At 52.9% G+C, this 16226-nt stretch carries 9 protein-coding genes, 13 tRNA genes and 3 rRNA genes (1 of these 25 cut by a window edge); 2 read left to right on the top strand and 23 right to left on the bottom strand.

The window, feature by feature from the left end; all coding sequences use genetic code 11:
* Nucleotides 1-95 precede the first annotated feature (95 nt).
* From MKX63_RS16990 to rbsK, 5 genes are all read right to left on the bottom strand, one after another.
* A complete protein-coding gene (locus tag MKX63_RS16990; protein ID WP_341018742.1) occupies nt 96-698 on the bottom strand; it encodes a PepSY domain-containing protein in 603 nt (200 codons plus the stop codon).
* The gene (locus tag MKX63_RS16985; RefSeq protein WP_341018740.1) at nt 695-2062 is read right to left on the bottom strand and encodes a sensor histidine kinase; all 1368 of its coding nucleotides are present in this window, start codon (nt 2060-2062) and stop codon (nt 695-697) included. The genes MKX63_RS16990 and MKX63_RS16985 overlap by 4 nt, the downstream gene beginning before the upstream one ends.
* Nucleotides 2059-2751, bottom strand: coding sequence for a response regulator transcription factor (locus MKX63_RS16980; protein WP_341018739.1), 693 nt, complete (start codon nt 2749-2751; stop codon nt 2059-2061). The genes MKX63_RS16985 and MKX63_RS16980 overlap by 4 nt, the downstream gene beginning before the upstream one ends.
* 176 nt (nt 2752-2927) lie before the next feature.
* On the bottom strand, nt 2928-3692 hold the full coding sequence (gene aroD / locus MKX63_RS16975) for a type I 3-dehydroquinate dehydratase (protein ID WP_341018737.1): 765 nt from the start codon (nt 3690-3692) through the stop codon (nt 2928-2930).
* 82 nt (nt 3693-3774) lie between these two features.
* On the bottom strand, nt 3775-4713 hold the full coding sequence (gene rbsK, locus MKX63_RS16970) for a ribokinase (RefSeq protein ID WP_341018735.1): 939 nt from the start codon (nt 4711-4713) through the stop codon (nt 3775-3777).
* A 312-nt stretch (nt 4714-5025) separates the two neighbouring features.
* Between rbsK and glgP the strand changes: the two genes are divergently transcribed.
* On the top strand, nt 5026-6642 hold the full coding sequence (gene glgP, locus MKX63_RS16965) for an alpha-glucan family phosphorylase (RefSeq protein ID WP_341018733.1): 1617 nt from the start codon (nt 5026-5028) through the stop codon (nt 6640-6642).
* Between the two features lie 243 nt (nt 6643-6885).
* Nucleotides 6886-8340, top strand: a complete 1455-nt coding sequence (gene katA / locus MKX63_RS16960) for a catalase KatA (protein ID WP_341018731.1) — start codon at nt 6886-6888, stop codon at nt 8338-8340.
* Nucleotides 8341-8535: 195 nt separating this feature from the next.
* On the opposite strand, the gene MKX63_RS16955 is transcribed toward katA, so the two are convergent.
* From MKX63_RS16955 to MKX63_RS16870, 18 genes are all read right to left on the bottom strand, one after another.
* Entirely contained in the window at nt 8536-9378 is an 843-nt protein-coding gene (locus MKX63_RS16955; protein ID WP_341018729.1) for a DNA-binding protein, read from the bottom strand.
* A gap of 176 nt (nt 9379-9554) precedes the next feature.
* The gene (locus tag MKX63_RS16950) at nt 9555-10508 is read right to left on the bottom strand and encodes a helix-turn-helix transcriptional regulator (protein ID WP_341018728.1); all 954 of its coding nucleotides are present in this window, start codon (nt 10506-10508) and stop codon (nt 9555-9557) included.
* Nucleotides 10509-10906: 398 nt separating this feature from the next.
* A tRNA-Gly gene (locus MKX63_RS16945) sits at nt 10907-10977 on the bottom strand.
* Between the two features lie 17 nt (nt 10978-10994).
* Nucleotides 10995-11068, bottom strand: a tRNA-Pro gene (locus tag MKX63_RS16940).
* A gap of 144 nt (nt 11069-11212) precedes the next feature.
* Nucleotides 11213-11289 (bottom strand) — tRNA-Arg (locus tag MKX63_RS16935).
* Between the two features lie 10 nt (nt 11290-11299).
* A tRNA-Gly gene (locus MKX63_RS16930) sits at nt 11300-11374 on the bottom strand.
* 7 nt (nt 11375-11381) lie between these two features.
* Nucleotides 11382-11465 (bottom strand) — tRNA-Leu (locus MKX63_RS16925).
* 16 nt (nt 11466-11481) lie between these two features.
* Nucleotides 11482-11557 (bottom strand) — tRNA-Lys (locus tag MKX63_RS16920).
* Nucleotides 11558-11583: 26 nt separating this feature from the next.
* Nucleotides 11584-11658 (bottom strand) — tRNA-Gln (locus MKX63_RS16915).
* A gap of 95 nt (nt 11659-11753) precedes the next feature.
* Nucleotides 11754-11831 (bottom strand) — tRNA-Asp (locus MKX63_RS16910).
* 22 nt (nt 11832-11853) lie between these two features.
* Nucleotides 11854-11930 (bottom strand) — tRNA-Met (locus MKX63_RS16905).
* A gap of 32 nt (nt 11931-11962) precedes the next feature.
* Nucleotides 11963-12038, bottom strand: a tRNA-Val gene (locus MKX63_RS16900).
* A 116-nt stretch (nt 12039-12154) separates the two neighbouring features.
* Nucleotides 12155-12229, bottom strand: a tRNA-Glu gene (locus MKX63_RS16895).
* Nucleotides 12230-12391: 162 nt separating this feature from the next.
* Nucleotides 12392-12481 (bottom strand) — tRNA-Ser (locus tag MKX63_RS16890).
* A gap of 3 nt (nt 12482-12484) precedes the next feature.
* Nucleotides 12485-12560, bottom strand: a tRNA-Asn gene (locus MKX63_RS16885).
* Nucleotides 12561-12610: 50 nt separating this feature from the next.
* Nucleotides 12611-12727, bottom strand: a 5S ribosomal RNA gene (gene rrf, locus MKX63_RS16880).
* Between the two features lie 146 nt (nt 12728-12873).
* A 23S ribosomal RNA gene (locus tag MKX63_RS16875) occupies nt 12874-15799 on the bottom strand.
* A gap of 250 nt (nt 15800-16049) precedes the next feature.
* Nucleotides 16050-16226: ribosomal RNA gene (locus MKX63_RS16870) — 16S ribosomal RNA — on the bottom strand; it runs 1384 nt beyond the window's last position.
* Together the 16S, 23S and 5S rRNA genes with 13 tRNA genes alongside form the textbook arrangement of a ribosomal RNA operon.

The raw sequence follows: 16226 nt of genomic DNA, 5'->3' as shown, positions 1-16226 counted from the left end.
GTTCATTCTTCGCTGCTTCTTGTAGTAACTATAACGCTACAATCTGAGAGAACAGCGGGAGCAACATTAGAATTCGCTGAGAAAAAGAATCTGCCCTAGGAATCGTCCCCATCCGGCTCTTCCCAGGTCACAGACATAATATGGCCCGAGATTGCGTTGACCTGGACTACGGCCTCCCGTCCGTCTGAAGTATGGATCTCCACCAGATAATAAGCGCCCGCCGCATCGATTTCCGTATCCACATCGTCCAGCTTCCCCGGTACCTCAAGCAGAGCCAGCCTGACAGCCTCCGCTTCGGAGACTACGCTCTGCCCCCCTGGGGTAGGTGCAGGTGACGGAGTAACAGCAGCTCCGCCAGATGGAGCTGGAGTAGCGGCAGGCGTAGGCTGCACCGCCGGTTCGTCCGTGCGCTTCAGCAGCACGATGGAGAGAATCTCGCCGGTAACTCCGTCCAGCTTCAGCTCATACCGTCCCTGCTCCGTCTGAAGCTCTGCTACATAAGCTCCAGCTTGCAGCTTCAGACTGTCTACCTTACCGGGATATTCGCTCAGCACAGCCAGCGTAGCCTGATCTCTGGATAACAGCGGCTCGGAATCCTTCCCGAATATCCGGAAGGCAACCACAGACAGCAGCAGGAAGACAACCATACCTATGACTGTCTTGTATATTTTGCTCTTGTTCCTTGGATTCTGCTTCATTGTCCACCTCCCCTGCGGTCCGCAGCCATACGGATCGTCACCGAGGTTCCCAGGCCTACCGTACTATCCATGGACAACTCCGCTCCAATCGCTCCCGCGATCTCTGCGGCAAGTGACAGCCCCAGGCCTGCTCCTCCGTTCTCACGGGTTCTCGCCTCATCCACTCTATAGAAACGGTCGAAGATTTTCGGCAGCTCCTCCGGCGGAATTCCAATGCCGCGGTCGGTAATCACTATCATCCGTTCCTGCCCGGAAGCCTCAATACGCACGGTTATCTGCTCATCGCTGTATTTGCGGGCATTGTCCAAGAAGATGAACAGCAGCTGCCGGAGCTTCGCTTCATCGCTGTAGCCCTCAGCCGGCCCTTCGACCTGAACTATGACCTCTCTCCCGTACGCATTACGAAAAGCCTTCGCCGAAGAACGCACCAGCTCCTCCAGACCGATCACCTTCAGCTCCAGCTCCCACTGCTCCGGGTGCTTCGCCAGCAGCAGAAGCTGCTCCGTCATTTCCTTCATCCGCACAGCTTCGGAATGGATGGCCTCAACCGATTCATCGAACAGCTCCGGGTGATCCTGTCCTCTGCGCTTCAGCAGGCTGGCATAGCTCTCAATAACCGTCAGCGGTGTACGCAGCTCATGGGAGGCATCTGATACGAATTTCTCCTGCTTCACATAATTACTCTCCAGGAGGCCGATCATTTCGTTGAAGGTATGCCCCATCTCCACCAGCTCATCCTTCGAGTGTGCCTCCAGCGGAAGCCTGCGGAATTTACCGCTGCGCTGAATCTCCCGCATAGTCGCCGTCATTTGGACGATAGGCCGCATGATCAGGCCCGACAACAGGCGGCTGGAGAGCAGCAGCGGAAGCAGTGCCGCAAGCGTAGCCCCGGCCAGGACCATCCGCAACACCCATAGCGTATCCATCGTGCCCTCCAGACTTTTGGTCATCTGGAGATTTAGGACGTTCCCGTCTGTCCAGATGACCGGAACGCTCACGAACGCATACAAGCGTCCATCCACCCGGACCCGCTCGGCCTGCTTCACGGAATAGTAGACCGGCTTCATCCGGCTGATCTCCTGCCCGGAGGCTGAGGTAACCGGTGCCGGTCCGCTTCCGTCTGCACTAAGCAGCCGCAGCATTCCTTCCACCGGCACATAAGCCCGGAGCAGCTCCGGTGCCGTCACCCCGTCTCCCGCTTTTCTCATCGCGGCAGCGATTCTGGCCGTCTCGGCAGAAGCCTGCCCGAGCTGGCTGTCTAGTGACATTCGGCTGAATACGGCATAGATGAACAGGTTCATGAGGATAAGCAGCACGGCGAACAGCACGCTGGAATACAGATGAATGGTGCTCCGCAGCTTCATGGAGCATCCTTTAGCACATAACCAACGCCCCGCACGGTATGAATCAGTTCAGGCTGGTGGTCCAGCGTAATTTTTTTGCGGACATAGCGGATATAGACATCCACAATATTCGTATCGCCGTAATAATCGTACCCCCAGACGGCAGCCATGATCTGTTCCCTGTTCAGAACCTGCCGCTTATTCTTCAGCAGGTAGACCAGCAGGTCGAACTCCCGGGGCGTCAGCTCGATGCTCCGGCCTGCCCGCTTCACCTCCCGCGTAGCTTCGTTCAGCTCCAGATCATCTGCCAGCAGCAGGTTGACGGCTTCCTCTCTCTTTCGACCCGAGGCCAGCCGTAGCGCAGCACGGACACGCGCCAGCAGCTCCTCAATTTGAAACGGCTTCGTAATATAATCATTGGCCCCAAGGTCCAGGCCTGACACTTTATCCTCTACTGAACTTTTGGCTGTAAGCAGCAGAACCGGCGTATCGGGATCACCTGCCCTGATTCGCCGCAAGAGCTCTATACCGCTGAATCCAGGCAGCATCACATCCAGCAATAACAGATCCGGCTGCTGCTCCTGATACATCTCCAGCCCCTGATGGCCGCTCCCGGCAATGGTCACACGGTATCCCTCGCATTCCAGCTCAATCTGCAGCAGACGGGCAATTCTCACCTCATCCTCCACCACCAGAATCAATTCTGTCATCAGCGCTCCGCCCCTTCTACTTGGTTGCCTCCATTGTAGGGCATGGACTGCTACAGTTTCAAACTCTGTCCGCTATTTACTATCTCTCTTTACATGCAAAAGGGTGCTTCCACCGTTTCACCGGCCGGAAACACCCCTGTCCATCTCCACTCCTGCTGCGTCTGAACCGGCAGCCGCTACAAGCTGCGGTGCAGCAGTTCCAGCACACCGCGCAGCTCGGCAACCGCCACTTGCCCCGGTGCCGAAGGCTTATGCGCCGCACCGAAGGTCAGCGCCGAGCCGAAGATCTCTCCGGCCAGCCGGCTGATCACGCCCTCCCCATTCATCGCCATCGTAATAATCGGACGGTCCGCATACTGCTCCTGCATCCGGTTGGTCGCCGCCAGCAGGGTCAGCACATCGGCTGGACCTTGCGGCATGACGGCAATCTTCGGCAGATCGCCGCCCAGCTCCTGCGCCCGGCGCAGCCGGGAGACAATCTCTTCCTCGGACGGCGTCCCGTGGAAGTCATGATTCGAGAGAATCACGAACACCGCCTGACTATGCGCTGCTGCAATCAGTCTGCGCACCTCCGCTTCCTCCTGGAACAGCTCCACATCCACCATATCCACCAGCCCGCTCTCTGCCGCCGCCTGGATCAGACGGAAGTAATAGGCCGAGGAGATTTTTTTCTCGCCGCCTTCCCTGGCGCTGCGGAAGGTGAAGATCAGCGGAACCTCCGGCAGCAGGCGCTGAATGTCCTCCAATACCTGGGTTACCGCATTAATATCTTCCACCTCCTTGAAGAAATCACTGCGCCACTCCACCATATCCGGTGCCAGCGCGATTAGCGCCTCAGCTTCTGCACGCAGCTCAGTACGCGTCGTTCCGACCAGCGGAACACAGATTTTGGGCATCCCTTCTCCGAGGGTTATATTCTTAACAGTTACTGTACCGCTCAAACGTGTCAGCTCCTTAGCGGACCCGGAGTCTCAGAGCTTCCTCTGACGCTCCCCGCTTAATTTGTCTATTATCTACTATGATCTACTGCTCACGAGACTCCGCATCAGCAGCTGCCCGCAGGAACTGCTCCACCTCTTCCAGTCTGGGCAGGGAAGCAATCGCCCCCTTCTTGCCAACCGCCAGCGCACCGACAGCATTGGCGAAGCGGACCGCTTCTTCCAGCGTCCTGCCGCAGGTCAGCTGCCAGGCCAGCGCCCCGTTGAAGGAATCCCCGGCAGCTACCGTATCTACCGCCTGCACCGGGAAGCCCTGGACATGCCGGCTTCCGGCAGCATCCACGATTAGCGCTCCTTTGGAGCCAAGCGTTACAATCACGTGCCGGACCCCTTTTGACAGCATCATCCGGGCGGCACGCTCTGCATCCTCCACACTGTCCACAGAGATACCGGCCAGAATCCCCGCCTCTGTCTCATTCGGAGTCAGGTAGGTCACATGGTGCAGCATCTCGTCGCTCAGCGGCTGGGCCGGAGCCGGATTAAGAATCACCGGAATCCCATGCCGGAACGCCAGGACTGCCGCAGCCTCGCACATCGCCAGATCCGTCTCCAGCTGCATCACCACGATCCCTGCTCCGCTGATCACGGTCTCAAGCGCTTCAATATCCTCCGGCTTCATCTCCACATTCGCACCAGGCACCACAATGATCCGGTTCTCACCGGACCCGTCGACCACAATGGAAGCAACCCCTGTAGCCTGGGATTCGCTTTGCGAGATATACTCGGTATGGACCCGCTCCTGCTCCATAATCTCCAGCAGTCCGCTGCCAAAAGCATCCTTCCCCACTCTGCCGATCATTGTCACATCCGCGCCAAGTCTGGCCGCCGCAACGGCCTGATTCGCCCCTTTACCGCCCGGAGACAGAGCAAACCCCTGACCGAACAGCGTTTCCCCGGCCTCCGGCGCACGCTCTGCCCGCACGACCATATCCATATTCAGACTTCCAATAACAACTATACTCAATCCTTTACACCACCACTTGGTTTATTGTTTGATTTATGGTTTAGCTTATGATTTAGATGAACCTTGTACATTTATTCTCCCCTTATCTTATGGCCTTCCGGCAGGTTAATCAAATTTTATTTATCGGCTCCGCAGGCAGCCAGCCGTTACCGAAACTTCGCTGTGCTTTTTAAGGATAAATATGCTAGAATGATGGTGCAATCGCTTCCAGAGCTTGTCTTGCCTTATTGAGCAAACGTTTGCATCTTAGATACAGCCTGCAGCAATTCTTATTCGCAGTACCATCTAAATCGCATTTAGGAGGCTTATCAAGTGAGCGAGAACCACTTACCGTCAGTAGCTTATTTCAGCATGGAGTATGGACTGCATTCCGATTTCAAAATGTACGCCGGAGGCTTAGGCATTCTGGCCGGAGATTACATCAAGGGCGCGCAGGATATCGGGGCACCTATCATCCCCATCGGACTCAAATGGAAACAGGGCTACACGGACCAGAAGATTGATGCACACGGCAACCCCTACGACGCTTACCACAACTATGTGTACGACTTCCTGGAAGATACAGGCGTCAGGGTCACGGTAAAAGTCAGAAAGACTGATGTGGTCTGCAAAGTGTGGAAAACAGACCATTTCGGCAACCGTCCGCTCTATTTGCTCGACACCGATATCCCGGAGAACAGTGATGCCTGGATTACCGGCCAGCTCTACGGCTGGTTCGGGGAAGAGCGGATAGCCCAGGAGATCGTGCTGGGCATCGGCGGAGTCAAAGCCATGCGCGCCCTGGGCATTAAGATCGATGTCTATCACTTCAACGAGGGTCATGCAGCGCTTGCTGCGATCGAGCTGATCCGGGAGAAGATGTCCGGCGGCAGTACCTTTGAAGAAGCCTGGAAGGCTACACGGGAAGAGGTTGTGTTCACTACACATACACCGATTAAGGAAGGCAACGAGACCCACCCGCTGGATCGTCTGGAATATATGGGGGCTTTTAATGGCTTAACACGGGCACAAATGGAACGGATTGGCGGAGAACCCTTTAACATGACCGTTGCCGGCCTGCGGCTGTCGCGGATCTCGAATGCGGTTGCCCAGCTTCATGCCGACACCGCGAACAAAATGTGGAAGGAAGTCGCCGGCAGATCAGCCATCATCGGCATCACCAATGCGATTCACACCCCTACCTGGGTAGATGAACGGATGACCCGCGCTTATGAAGAGGGCGGCGACCTGTGGGCCGTGCACAAGGAGATCAAGCAGGAGCTGATCGGCTTCATCGAAGAACGCTCCGGCATCGCCCTGAATGCAGATCAGCTGCTGATCGGGTTCTCCCGGCGCGCTGCTCCCTACAAGCGCAGTGACCTGATCTTCTCCCAGCCGGACATTATAGAGCCGTACCTGGAGAGCGGCAAGATTCAGATTGTCTTCTCCGGCAAGGCGCACCCGCTGGACGACAACGGCAAGCGGATCGTCAGCAATCTTGTAGCCATGATGCGCAAATATCCAAAAAGCGTAGTCTTCCTGGAAAACTACGATATGACCATCGGAGCCCAGCTGACCCGAGGCTCTGACATCTGGCTGAACAATCCGCGCAGACCGCTCGAAGCCAGCGGAACCTCCGGGATGAAGGCCGCCATGAACGGCGTTCTGAACTGCTCCATCCTGGACGGCTGGTGGCCGGAGGCCTGTATCGACGGCGAGAACGGCTGGCAGATCGGCGATGGCTTCGAGACCACCGATTTTGCGGTGCTTGACCAGCATGACAGCGATGCACTCTACGAGACCCTTCTGAACCGCGTCCTCCCCGTCTTTTATGAGGATCAGGCCAAGTGGGTGCAGATGATGCACCGCAGCATCGAGACCACCCGCACCGAATTCGCTACCAAGCGCATGCTGGATGAATACTATAACCGGATGTATATCACAAGCTAACTTGCAGTAGTTCTTGCTCCCGCCAACTTCATCTCCTTACTACTCCGCTTCTGTTCACGAATCCCTCCTCCTGTCCGCTGCTGCGGGCGGGAGTTTTTTGTTCCGATTGTATCATCAACCTTCCTTATTCTACATAAGCTTAATAATAATGATTATAAAAAAAGATTGATTTTATTTAAATTCTTGCTATTATAAAACTTATACTTATTCTAAAATCAAATCCTATACGAGGTGATTGTGTTCATGACCACAAACAATAACAACAAGCTAACGACTAGCTGGGGCGCCCCCGTAGGCGACAACCAGAATTCAATGACCGCCGGTGCCCGTGGCCCCGTACTGCTGCAGGATGTCCATTTGCTGGAGAAGCTGGCCCACTTCAACCGTGAGCGTGTTCCTGAGCGGGTCGTTCATGCCAAGGGTGCCGGTGCCCACGGTTATTTTGAAGTCACCAATGATCTCTCCCAATATACGAAGGCGGCCTTCTTGTCCGGGGTCGGCAAACGCACCCCGATGTTCATCCGTTTCTCTACCGTAGCCGGGGAACTGGGCTCATCCGATACCGTGCGTGATCCGCGCGGCTTTGCTGTGAAATTCTACACCGAGGAAGGCAACTACGACCTGGTCGGCAATAACACGCCTGTCTTTTTCATCCGTGACGCCATCAAATTCCCGGACTTCATCCATACCCAGAAGCGTCATCCGCAGACCCATCTGAAGAACCCGAATGCGGTCTGGGACTTCTGGTCCCTCTCTCCCGAGTCTCTGCACCAGGTAACGATTCTGATGTCTGACCGCGGCATCCCGGCTACTCTCCGCCATATGCATGGCTTCGGCAGCCATACGTTCAAGTGGGTGAATGCCGAAGGCGCAGCTGTCTGGGTGAAATACCACTTCAAGACAGAGCAGGGCGTCAAGAATCTCGATGTTAAGCTGGCAGCACAGCTAGCCGGGGAGAACCCGGATTATCATACAGAGGATTTGTTCAACGCCATTGATACAGGAGACTTCCCGGCCTGGAGGCTGCATGTGCAGATTATGCCTGTGGAGGATGCCGACACCTACCGCTTCGATCCGTTTGATGTAACCAAGGTGTGGTCACAGAAGGATTATCCGCTGATTGAGGTAGGCCGCATGGTGCTGGACCGCAATCCTGAGAATTACTTCGCCGAAGTGGAGCAGGCCACCTTTTCCCCCGGCTCATTCGTTCCAGGCATAGAGGCTTCTCCGGATAAAATGCTTCAGGGCCGCCTGTTCGCATACGGGGATGCCCACCGCTACCGGGTAGGAGCGAACCATAACCATCTGCCGATTAACCGCCCCATCGCCGAGGTCAACAATAATCAGCGCGACGGCGCGATGAATGCTACGAATAACGGGGGAAGCTCCGTCTACTACGAGCCTAACAGCTCCGGCGGGGCAACCGAGTCAGCGCAGCATAAGGCAGCTGCTTTTGAAGTCTCCGGCCAGGCGGATAGCGTGTCTTATGATCATGACGATCACTACACCCAGCCGGGTGACCTGTACCGTCTGCTTAGCGAAGAAGAGCGTGCCCGGCTCGTAAGCAATATTGTAGGTGCCATGACTCCAGTAGAGTCTGAGGAGATCAAGCTCCGCCAGATTGGCCACTTCTACAAAGCCGATCCGGAGTTTGGACGGCGAATTGCAGAAGGACTGGGATTGGCTGTAACAGAGTAACCTCTTTCCGCAGCAAAGAAGGGATAAGCATCGTCGCTTACCCCTTTTTTGCATGATATGCAGATTATATTTCCAGATTCATGAGACAGAGAGATTATAGACTAGTGGCCTGCTCCGTGATTGTTAATAGAGATATTGCCGGAGGCTGCGGAAAGTTGGCCGCCTGCGCTTGCCGTTGTTACCACTACGCTTGCGCTAATCAACAATACGGCTGTTAATAACGAGATCGCCTTTTTCATCTTTTAAAAACTCCCTCTCTAAGATATTTTTCATTATATTTTGATAAGATTCTTGTTGTTCTGCGGTCGCATGGCTTCGGATATGCTCATAAAACGACACGATCTTCCTAAAGCCTGTCCCGTCATAAAGTTTACTACTTATTACCAAAATATAGAGAGTCAAATTAATTGCATCATGAATTTTCTCCCTTTTATACAAATAAATTGCACTAAGATGCATATAGTCTATGTAGTATCTGATATCTTCCTGTTTCTCTCTGCAGCTTAGTTCCTGTAGCTGCTCATTGAATTCATCCAGTACCCAATCGATAGAAAAATTGTACTTAATGGCAGATTCCAGCACAGTAATCAGGCAGGCAAGCAGCTCCTCCTGGTCCCCTGTGCGAATGAATTCAACATAATCAGGGAGAACTTCTACCTTTCCTTCCAGCAGATCAATGACGAAGGTGTTGGCTATCGCAATGTTCCTGTAGTATTCCACTTCTGCGGCAGCTTCCTGATCCACATCCTTGATCCAGCTCAAATCTGAATACAAGCCTATACATTTTCTTGATTCAGCGAGGTTACCGAGCTTTTGATAGGCAATCCCCTTCATGCACGCGCTGTAGCCGAGATAATACACTATATTTTTTTTCAAAAAATACTTCTTTGCACCCTGTTGATGGGAGCCGTAGGTTAGAACTGCAAGTTCAAAGAGCTTGTCTGAAATCTCGAGAATTGCCGCCCAGTTCTCCCATGAGAACGAGACTTTAAGCATATCAGTCAAAGAGTCTTCATTCATCCCATCCAGTTCCAGCAATTTCTATCTTGCCTCCTATCATTCCATTATATTCCAATAATAACCTGCTTCACCGCTCCGGTCAATTCATTCAGGGCATATATCTCTCTAAAAAAGCCTTTATTCTCCAGTTGAGCTATTCAATCTAACCTTTTCGACATTTTTTATTCCATATTATGTAATATTGTAGTCTGCGGCTACTGCTGATACACATCCAGCCAATGCTCCAGCCGCTCCTTCAAGTGCTCCCTGGCCGACTCCGGCTCCAGAATCTCCGCATTTGGGCCATACTGCAGAATCCACTTGATGAACTCCTTCTCATTATTAACCGTGACTTCGAACAGCAGTGTTCCATCGCCTTCTTCGCTCATCCGCGGCTGCACGAACAGCTCCTCTTCCTTAATGTAACGCGCCACCTCCGGATCGAACCGTACCTTGAACGTGACATTCCGGGTTCCCCGGTTGATCGACCAGGTGTTTTTCAGATACTGCTTAATATTGAAATTCCCCTTATCAAAAGTGGATGCCGTCATCTCCACCTGCTCAAACCGGCTGATCCGGAACGTACGGATGGCGCCCTTCAGATGACAATAGCCAATGAGATAAAAGCGCTGATCCCGCGGGATCAGATAATACGGGTCAATCTTCCGCGCCGTAGTGACGTTGCTTGATTGCGAGTGGTATACCGTACGGATGCTGCGCTGCTCCAGAATTGCTCCAATCAGCGGCTGCAGGAAGTTCCGGCTTTCCTTGCGGTAGGCCGGGGTGCCCATTTGAATAATATCCGCGATATTCTCCAGCAGGCCATTTTGCCGCGATTTCTCCTTCAGATGAGTACCCATCACCTTGTCATACGCAGAATGAAAACCCGGCGGAATTCTATCCTGGTTCAGTACCGAAGGCAGCAAAGAGAACGCCAGCGACTCCTGCTCCGAGAAATCCAGCGGATACAAAAAGAACTTCCCCATGAACCGGTACCCCGTGCCCCTTCCCTCATTCGTAACCGGAGCAAAATGGCTGATCACCTCAAGATCCCTGTAGATCGTTCTAATATTCACCTCGCACCTAAAGGCCAAATCTGCTGCAGTAATCCCGGGGTTCGACTGAATAGCGTTAATGATTCTAAAAATCCGTATTACTTTGTCTGTCATAACAAATGCTCCTCAGCTTCCAAGTAAGTGTTGCCTATGATCCAATAGTCCAATAGTTATACTATATCAGTTCTATAGAAACATAACGCCCTTCAATACTATTGCAATCCCGGCCATACAAGAAGATCGCCCTAGCGGGTGAAGGATACTGGTGCTAATACCACTCTAAACGGAGCTTACTTTTCTCCATCTCTCTGCCTTCTGGCTGCCATTTGACTGCTACAGCTTAGCCAAATTAACCATAGATACTCTGAATTCTATTGTGTTCGGTTTTCCGCATACATTCTCCTTATATAGCTCATCAGCAGCGAACGTATTCGATTTTTCGCATACATATCCGAATAGCAAAAAAGTCTGTCATCCCTATAGGGATGACAGACTCACGTGATACAGATATAAGCGGGTGATGGGAATCGAACCCACGCTATCAGCTTGGAAGGCTGAAGTTCTACCATTGAACTACACCCGCATAGGTGAAATGAAATATCGGGATGACACGATTTGAACATGCGACCCCCTGGTCCCAAACCAGGTGCTCTACCAAGCTGAGCTACATCCCGTTAATAATTAATGAAGTAGTAATGGCGCGCCCTGAGAGATACGGATGCAACGCATCCGATTGCGAAGTAATCCTATCGAAGCATATGCTCCAACGAACTCGTTCGAATCTGACGGACACTTAGATAATTCAAGGAAGCAATATATGGCGCGCCCTGAGAGATTCGAACTCCCGGCCTTTTGATTCGTAGTCAAACGCTCTATCCAGCTGAGCTAAGGGCGCAAAATCTATATGGAGCGGACGACGGGAATCGAACCCGCGACCCTCGCCTTGGCAAGGCGATGCTCTACCGCTGAGCCACGTCCGCAAAAACATGGTGCGCGTGAAGGGACTTGAACCCCCACGTCGTGAAACGCCAGATCCTAAGTCTGGTGCGTCTGCCATTCCGCCACACGCGCACACGTTACAAGAAAATGGTGAGCCATGAAGGACTCGAACCTTCGACACCCTGATTAAAAGTCAGGTGCTCTACCAACTGAGCTAATGGCTCTCATAAGAGAAACAATCGAAAATAGATGGCTGGGGATATAGGAATCGAACCTATGAATGACGGAGTCAAAGTCCGTTGCCTTACCGCTTGGCTAATCCCCAATATTATAATTAGCAAAATACTACGGAATCGGATGGATACTCTATACTTCGAGATATAGGATGCTCAATCCCTCATGTCTTAATACCAATTAAAATGGCGGAACCGACGGGATTCGAACCCGCGGTCTCCTGCGTGACAGGCAGGCATGTTAGGCCAACTACACCACGGTTCCAGGTTTAGTACTTTGTCAAGATTGGTTGCGGGGGCAGGATTTGAACCTGCGGCCTTCGGGTTATGAGCCCGACGAGCTACCGGGCTGCTCCACCCCGCGTCATTGTACAAAATCTATTCGGTTAAGAAAGATGGTGGAGGCTGAGGGGTTCGAACCCCCGACCCTCTGCTTGTAAGGCAGATGCTCTCCCAGCTGAGCTAAGCCTCCATATATGACTCGTTTGGGATACTCTTCACTCCGTTACGAGATTGCGAAGTATTCCTTACGATGCCTATGCTTCAACGAACCCAGGGAATTCTCATCCCATCATCCAAAGAAGAAAGTGGTGACTCGTATGGGATTCGAACCCATGTTACCTCCGTGAAAGGGAGGTGTCTTAACCCCTTGACCAACGAGCCATGCTGTAAATACATTTACTCTCATCCCCTTGCAGGGAGGTAACGCTACGGAGAGAGAGGGATACTCTTCACTTCGTTACGAGATTGCGATGTAGTGCTAACGAAGCTTATGCTCCAACGAACCACAGAGGGTTCTCATCCCCTTGCAGGGAAGTACAGCTACGGAGAGAGAGGGATTCGAACCCTCGAGACGCTTGTGGCGCCTACACGATTTCCAATCGTGCTCCTTCGGCCAAACTCGGACACCTCTCCATATGGCTCCCCGAACAGGACTCGAACCTGTGACAACTCGATTAACAGTCGAGTGCTCTACCAACTGAGCTATCAGGGAATATGTAAACAATTAGGCAAAAAAAATACCACAATGTGTGTGGATGGTCCGCTTGGCGGCGTCCTACTCTCCCAGGACCCTTCGGTCCAAGTACCATCGGCGCTGGAGGGCTTAACGGTCGTGTTCGGGATGGGTACGTGTGGAACCCCTCCGCTATCGCCACCAAACGGGCATTTACAACGTAAATGCTTCAGGAATTTGATTCCTGAAAACTGAATCCGAAACGAATCTGCGCTCGCCCTTCTTACGGGGCCCCCGGAAAGTACTCGGAATCCGCTTCGTCAGCGTCATCTTCACTTTTTGGGGTAGTTTTTTGGATAAGCCCTCGACCGATTAGTATTGGTCAGCTCCATGCATTGCTGCACTTCCACCTCCAACCTATCTACCTCGTCGTCTTCAAGGGGTCTTACATGTTGGGAAATCTCATCTTGAGGGGGGCTTCACGCTTAGATGCTTTCAGCGCTTATCCCGTCCGTACGTAGCTACTCAGCCATGCTCCTGGCGGAACAACTGATGCACCAGCGGTACGTCCATCCCGGTCCTCTCGTACTAAGGACAGCTCCTCTCAAATTTCCTGCGCCCACGACAGATAGGGACCGAACTGTCTCACGACGTTCTGAACCCAGCTCGCGTACCGCTTTAATGGGCGAACAGCCCAACCCTTGGGACCTACTTCAGCCCCAGGATGCGATGAGCCGACATCGAGGTGCCAAACCTCCCCGTCGATGTGGACTCTTGGGGGAGATAAGCCTGTTATCCCCAGGGTAGCTTTTATCCGTTGAGCGATGGCCCTTCCATGCGGTACCACCGGATCACTAAGTCCGACTTTCGTCCCTGCTCGACTTGTAGGTCTCGCAGTCAAGCTCCCTTATGCCTTTGCACTCTGCGAATGATTTCCAACCATTCTGAGGGAACCTTTGAACGCCTCCGTTACTCTTTAGGAGGCGACCGCCCCAGTCAAACTGCCCGCCTGACACGGTCCCCGTACCGGGTTACGGTACTAGGTTAGAACCTAGATACGATCAGGGTGGTATCCCAACGGCGCCTCCACAGAAGCTTGCGCTCCTGCTTCAACGGCTCCCACCTATCCTGTACAGATCGTACCCAAATTCAATATCAAGCTGCAGTAAAGCTCCATGGGGTCTTTCCGTCTTGTCGCGGGTAACCTGCATCTTCACAGGTATTAAAATTTCACCGGATCTCTCGTTGAGACAGCGCCCAAGTCGTTACGCCATTCGTGCGGGTCAGAATTTACCTGACAAGGAATTTCGCTACCTTAGGACCGTTATAGTTACGGCCGCCGTTTACTGGGGCTTCGGTTCACAGCTTCGGATTGCTCCTAACCGCTCCCCTTAACCTTCCAGCACCGGGCAGGCGTCAGCCCGTATACTTCGCCTTACGGCTTCGCACAGACCTGTGTTTTTGCTAAACAGTCGCTTGGGCCTTTTCACTGCGGCCCCCTCGGGCTATTCACCCTACCGAGGCACCCCTTCTCCCGAAGTTACGGGGTCATTTTGCCGAGTTCCTTAACGAGAGTTCTTCCGCGCGCCTTAGAATTCTCTTCTCGCCTACCTGTGTCGGTTTGCGGTACGGGCACCTTCTCCTGGCTAGAGGCTTTTCTTGGCAGTGTGAGATCATGACCTTCGCTACTGTAATTTTCGCTCCCCATCACAGCCCAGCCTTACGGTGTGCGGATTTGCCTGCACACCAGCCTCACTGCTTAGACGGACATCCATCAGTCCGCGTCACTACCCTCCTGCGTCACCCCATCGCTCATAGCGGATTACGGTGGTACAGTAATTTCAAACTGTTGTCCTTCGACTACGCCTGTCGGCCTCGCCTTAGGTCCCGACTTACCCTGAGCGGACGAGCCTTCCTCAGGAAACCTTGGGCTTTCGGCGGATCAGATTCTCACTGATCTTTTCGTTACTCATACCGGCATTCTCACTTGTGTAGTGTCCAGCGCTCCTTACGGTACACCTTCAACCCCTACACAACGCTCCCCTACCCCAGATACAAAGTATCTAGCCATAGCTTCGGTGGTGTGTTTAGCCCCGTTACATTTTCGGCGCAGAGTCACTCGACCAGTGAGCTATTACGCACTCTTTCAATGGTGGCTGCTTCTAAGCCAACATCCTGGTTGTCTGTGCAACTCCACATCCTTTCCCACTTAACACACACTTGGGGACCTTAGCTGATGGTCTGGGCTGTTTCCCTTTTGACAATGGATCTTAGCACTCACTGTCTGACTCCCGGCAAGAAGTAAATGGCATTCGGAGTTTGACTGAGCTTGGTAACCCTTGCGGGCCCCGCACCCAATCAGTGCTCTACCTCCACCACTCCATTCACCGAGGCTAGCCCTAAAGCTATTTCGGGGAGAACCAGCTATCTCCGAGTTCGATTGGAATTTCTCCGCTACCCCCACCTCATCCCCGCATTTTTCAACATGCGTGGGTTCGGGCCTCCAGTGCGTGTTACCGCACCTTCACCCTGGACAGGGGTAGATCACACGGTTTCGGGTCTACGTCCACATACTCAGTCGCCCTATTCAGACTCGCTTTCGCTGCGGCTCCGGCTTCTCACCTTAACCTTGCATGTTAAACGTAACTCGCCGGTTCATTCTACAAAAGGCACGCCATCATCCATAAAGAGGACTCTGACTTTTTGTAAGCACACGGTTTCAGGTTCTATTTCACTCCCCTTCCGGGGTGCTTTTCACCTTTCCCTCACGGTACTGTTTCACTATCGGTCGCCAGGTAGTATTTAGCCTTAGCAGATGGTCCTGCTGGATTCATACGGGGTTTCACGTGCCCCGCACTACTCGGGATCCGTCTCGGAGAGAATACCATTTCGGCTACAGGGCTTTTACCTCTATCGCGGGCCTTTCCAGACCTCTTCGCCTACCCTATTCCTTTGTAACTCCATGTGAGACGTCCCACAACCCCAAGAGGCAAGCCCCTTGGTTTAGGCTGTTCCGCGTTCGCTCGCCGCTACTGACGGAATCACTATTGTTTTCTCTTCCTCAGGGTACTTAGATGTTTCAGTTCCCCTGGTCTGCCTCTGCGTATCCTATGTATTCAGATACGAGTAACTGCGAATTACCACAGCTGGGTTTCCCCATTCGGACACCCCCGGATCAAAGCTTGCTTACAGCTCCCCGAGGCAGTTTCGTTGTTCGCCACGTCCTTCGTCGGCTCCTGGCGCCTAGGCATCCTCCGTGTGCTCTTAGTAGCTTAACCAATGTGTTTTCCGTTAGGAAAATCACGGTAGCAACTAATAACTATTTCCACTTGCTTACACAAGTTTCAGCTAAAAGATGTTCTAAAACGCAAATTCGTTTCGGTATCCAGTTTTCAAGGATCAAAGGTAAAGAAGAGAGCTTAAACTCTCAAAACTGACCAACGAGTGAGTAACAGGCCTAAACCTGATTGGTTTGGAAGCGAAGCTTCCGATTTGAATGTCTTCATTGCAGAAGACGATTCTCCATAGAAAGGAGGTGATCCAGCCGCACCTTCCGATACGGCTACCTTGTTACGACTTCACCCCAATCATCTACCCCACCTTCGGCGGCTGGCTCCCTTGCGGGTTACCCCACCGACTTCGGGTGTTGTAAACTCTCGTGGTGTGACGGGCGGTGTGTACAAGACCCGGGAACGTATTCACCGC

It is taken from the genome of Paenibacillus sp. FSL R7-0179 (assembly GCF_038002265.1).
GTDB lineage: Bacteria > Bacillota > Bacilli > Paenibacillales > Paenibacillaceae > Paenibacillus_AQ.
The sequence above is the reverse complement of the archived record's forward strand: the minus strand, read 5'-3'. Positions and strand labels throughout refer to the sequence as shown.

Excerpts from the sequence above, each read along its gene's own strand:
- MKX63_RS16990 (WP_341018742.1), bottom strand. The coding sequence starts at position 698 with ATGAAGCAGAATCCAAGGAACAAGAGCAAAATATACAAGACAGTCATA.
- MKX63_RS16950 (WP_341018728.1), bottom strand. The coding sequence starts at position 10,508 with ATGACAGACAAAGTAATACGGATTTTTAGAATCATTAACGCTATTCAG.
- MKX63_RS16985 (WP_341018740.1), bottom strand. The coding sequence starts at position 2,062 with ATGAAGCTGCGGAGCACCATTCATCTGTATTCCAGCGTGCTGTTCGCC.
- MKX63_RS16980 (WP_341018739.1), bottom strand. The coding sequence starts at position 2,751 with ATGACAGAATTGATTCTGGTGGTGGAGGATGAGGTGAGAATTGCCCGT.
- katA (WP_341018731.1), top strand. The coding sequence starts at position 6,886 with ATGACCACAAACAATAACAACAAGCTAACGACTAGCTGGGGCGCCCCC.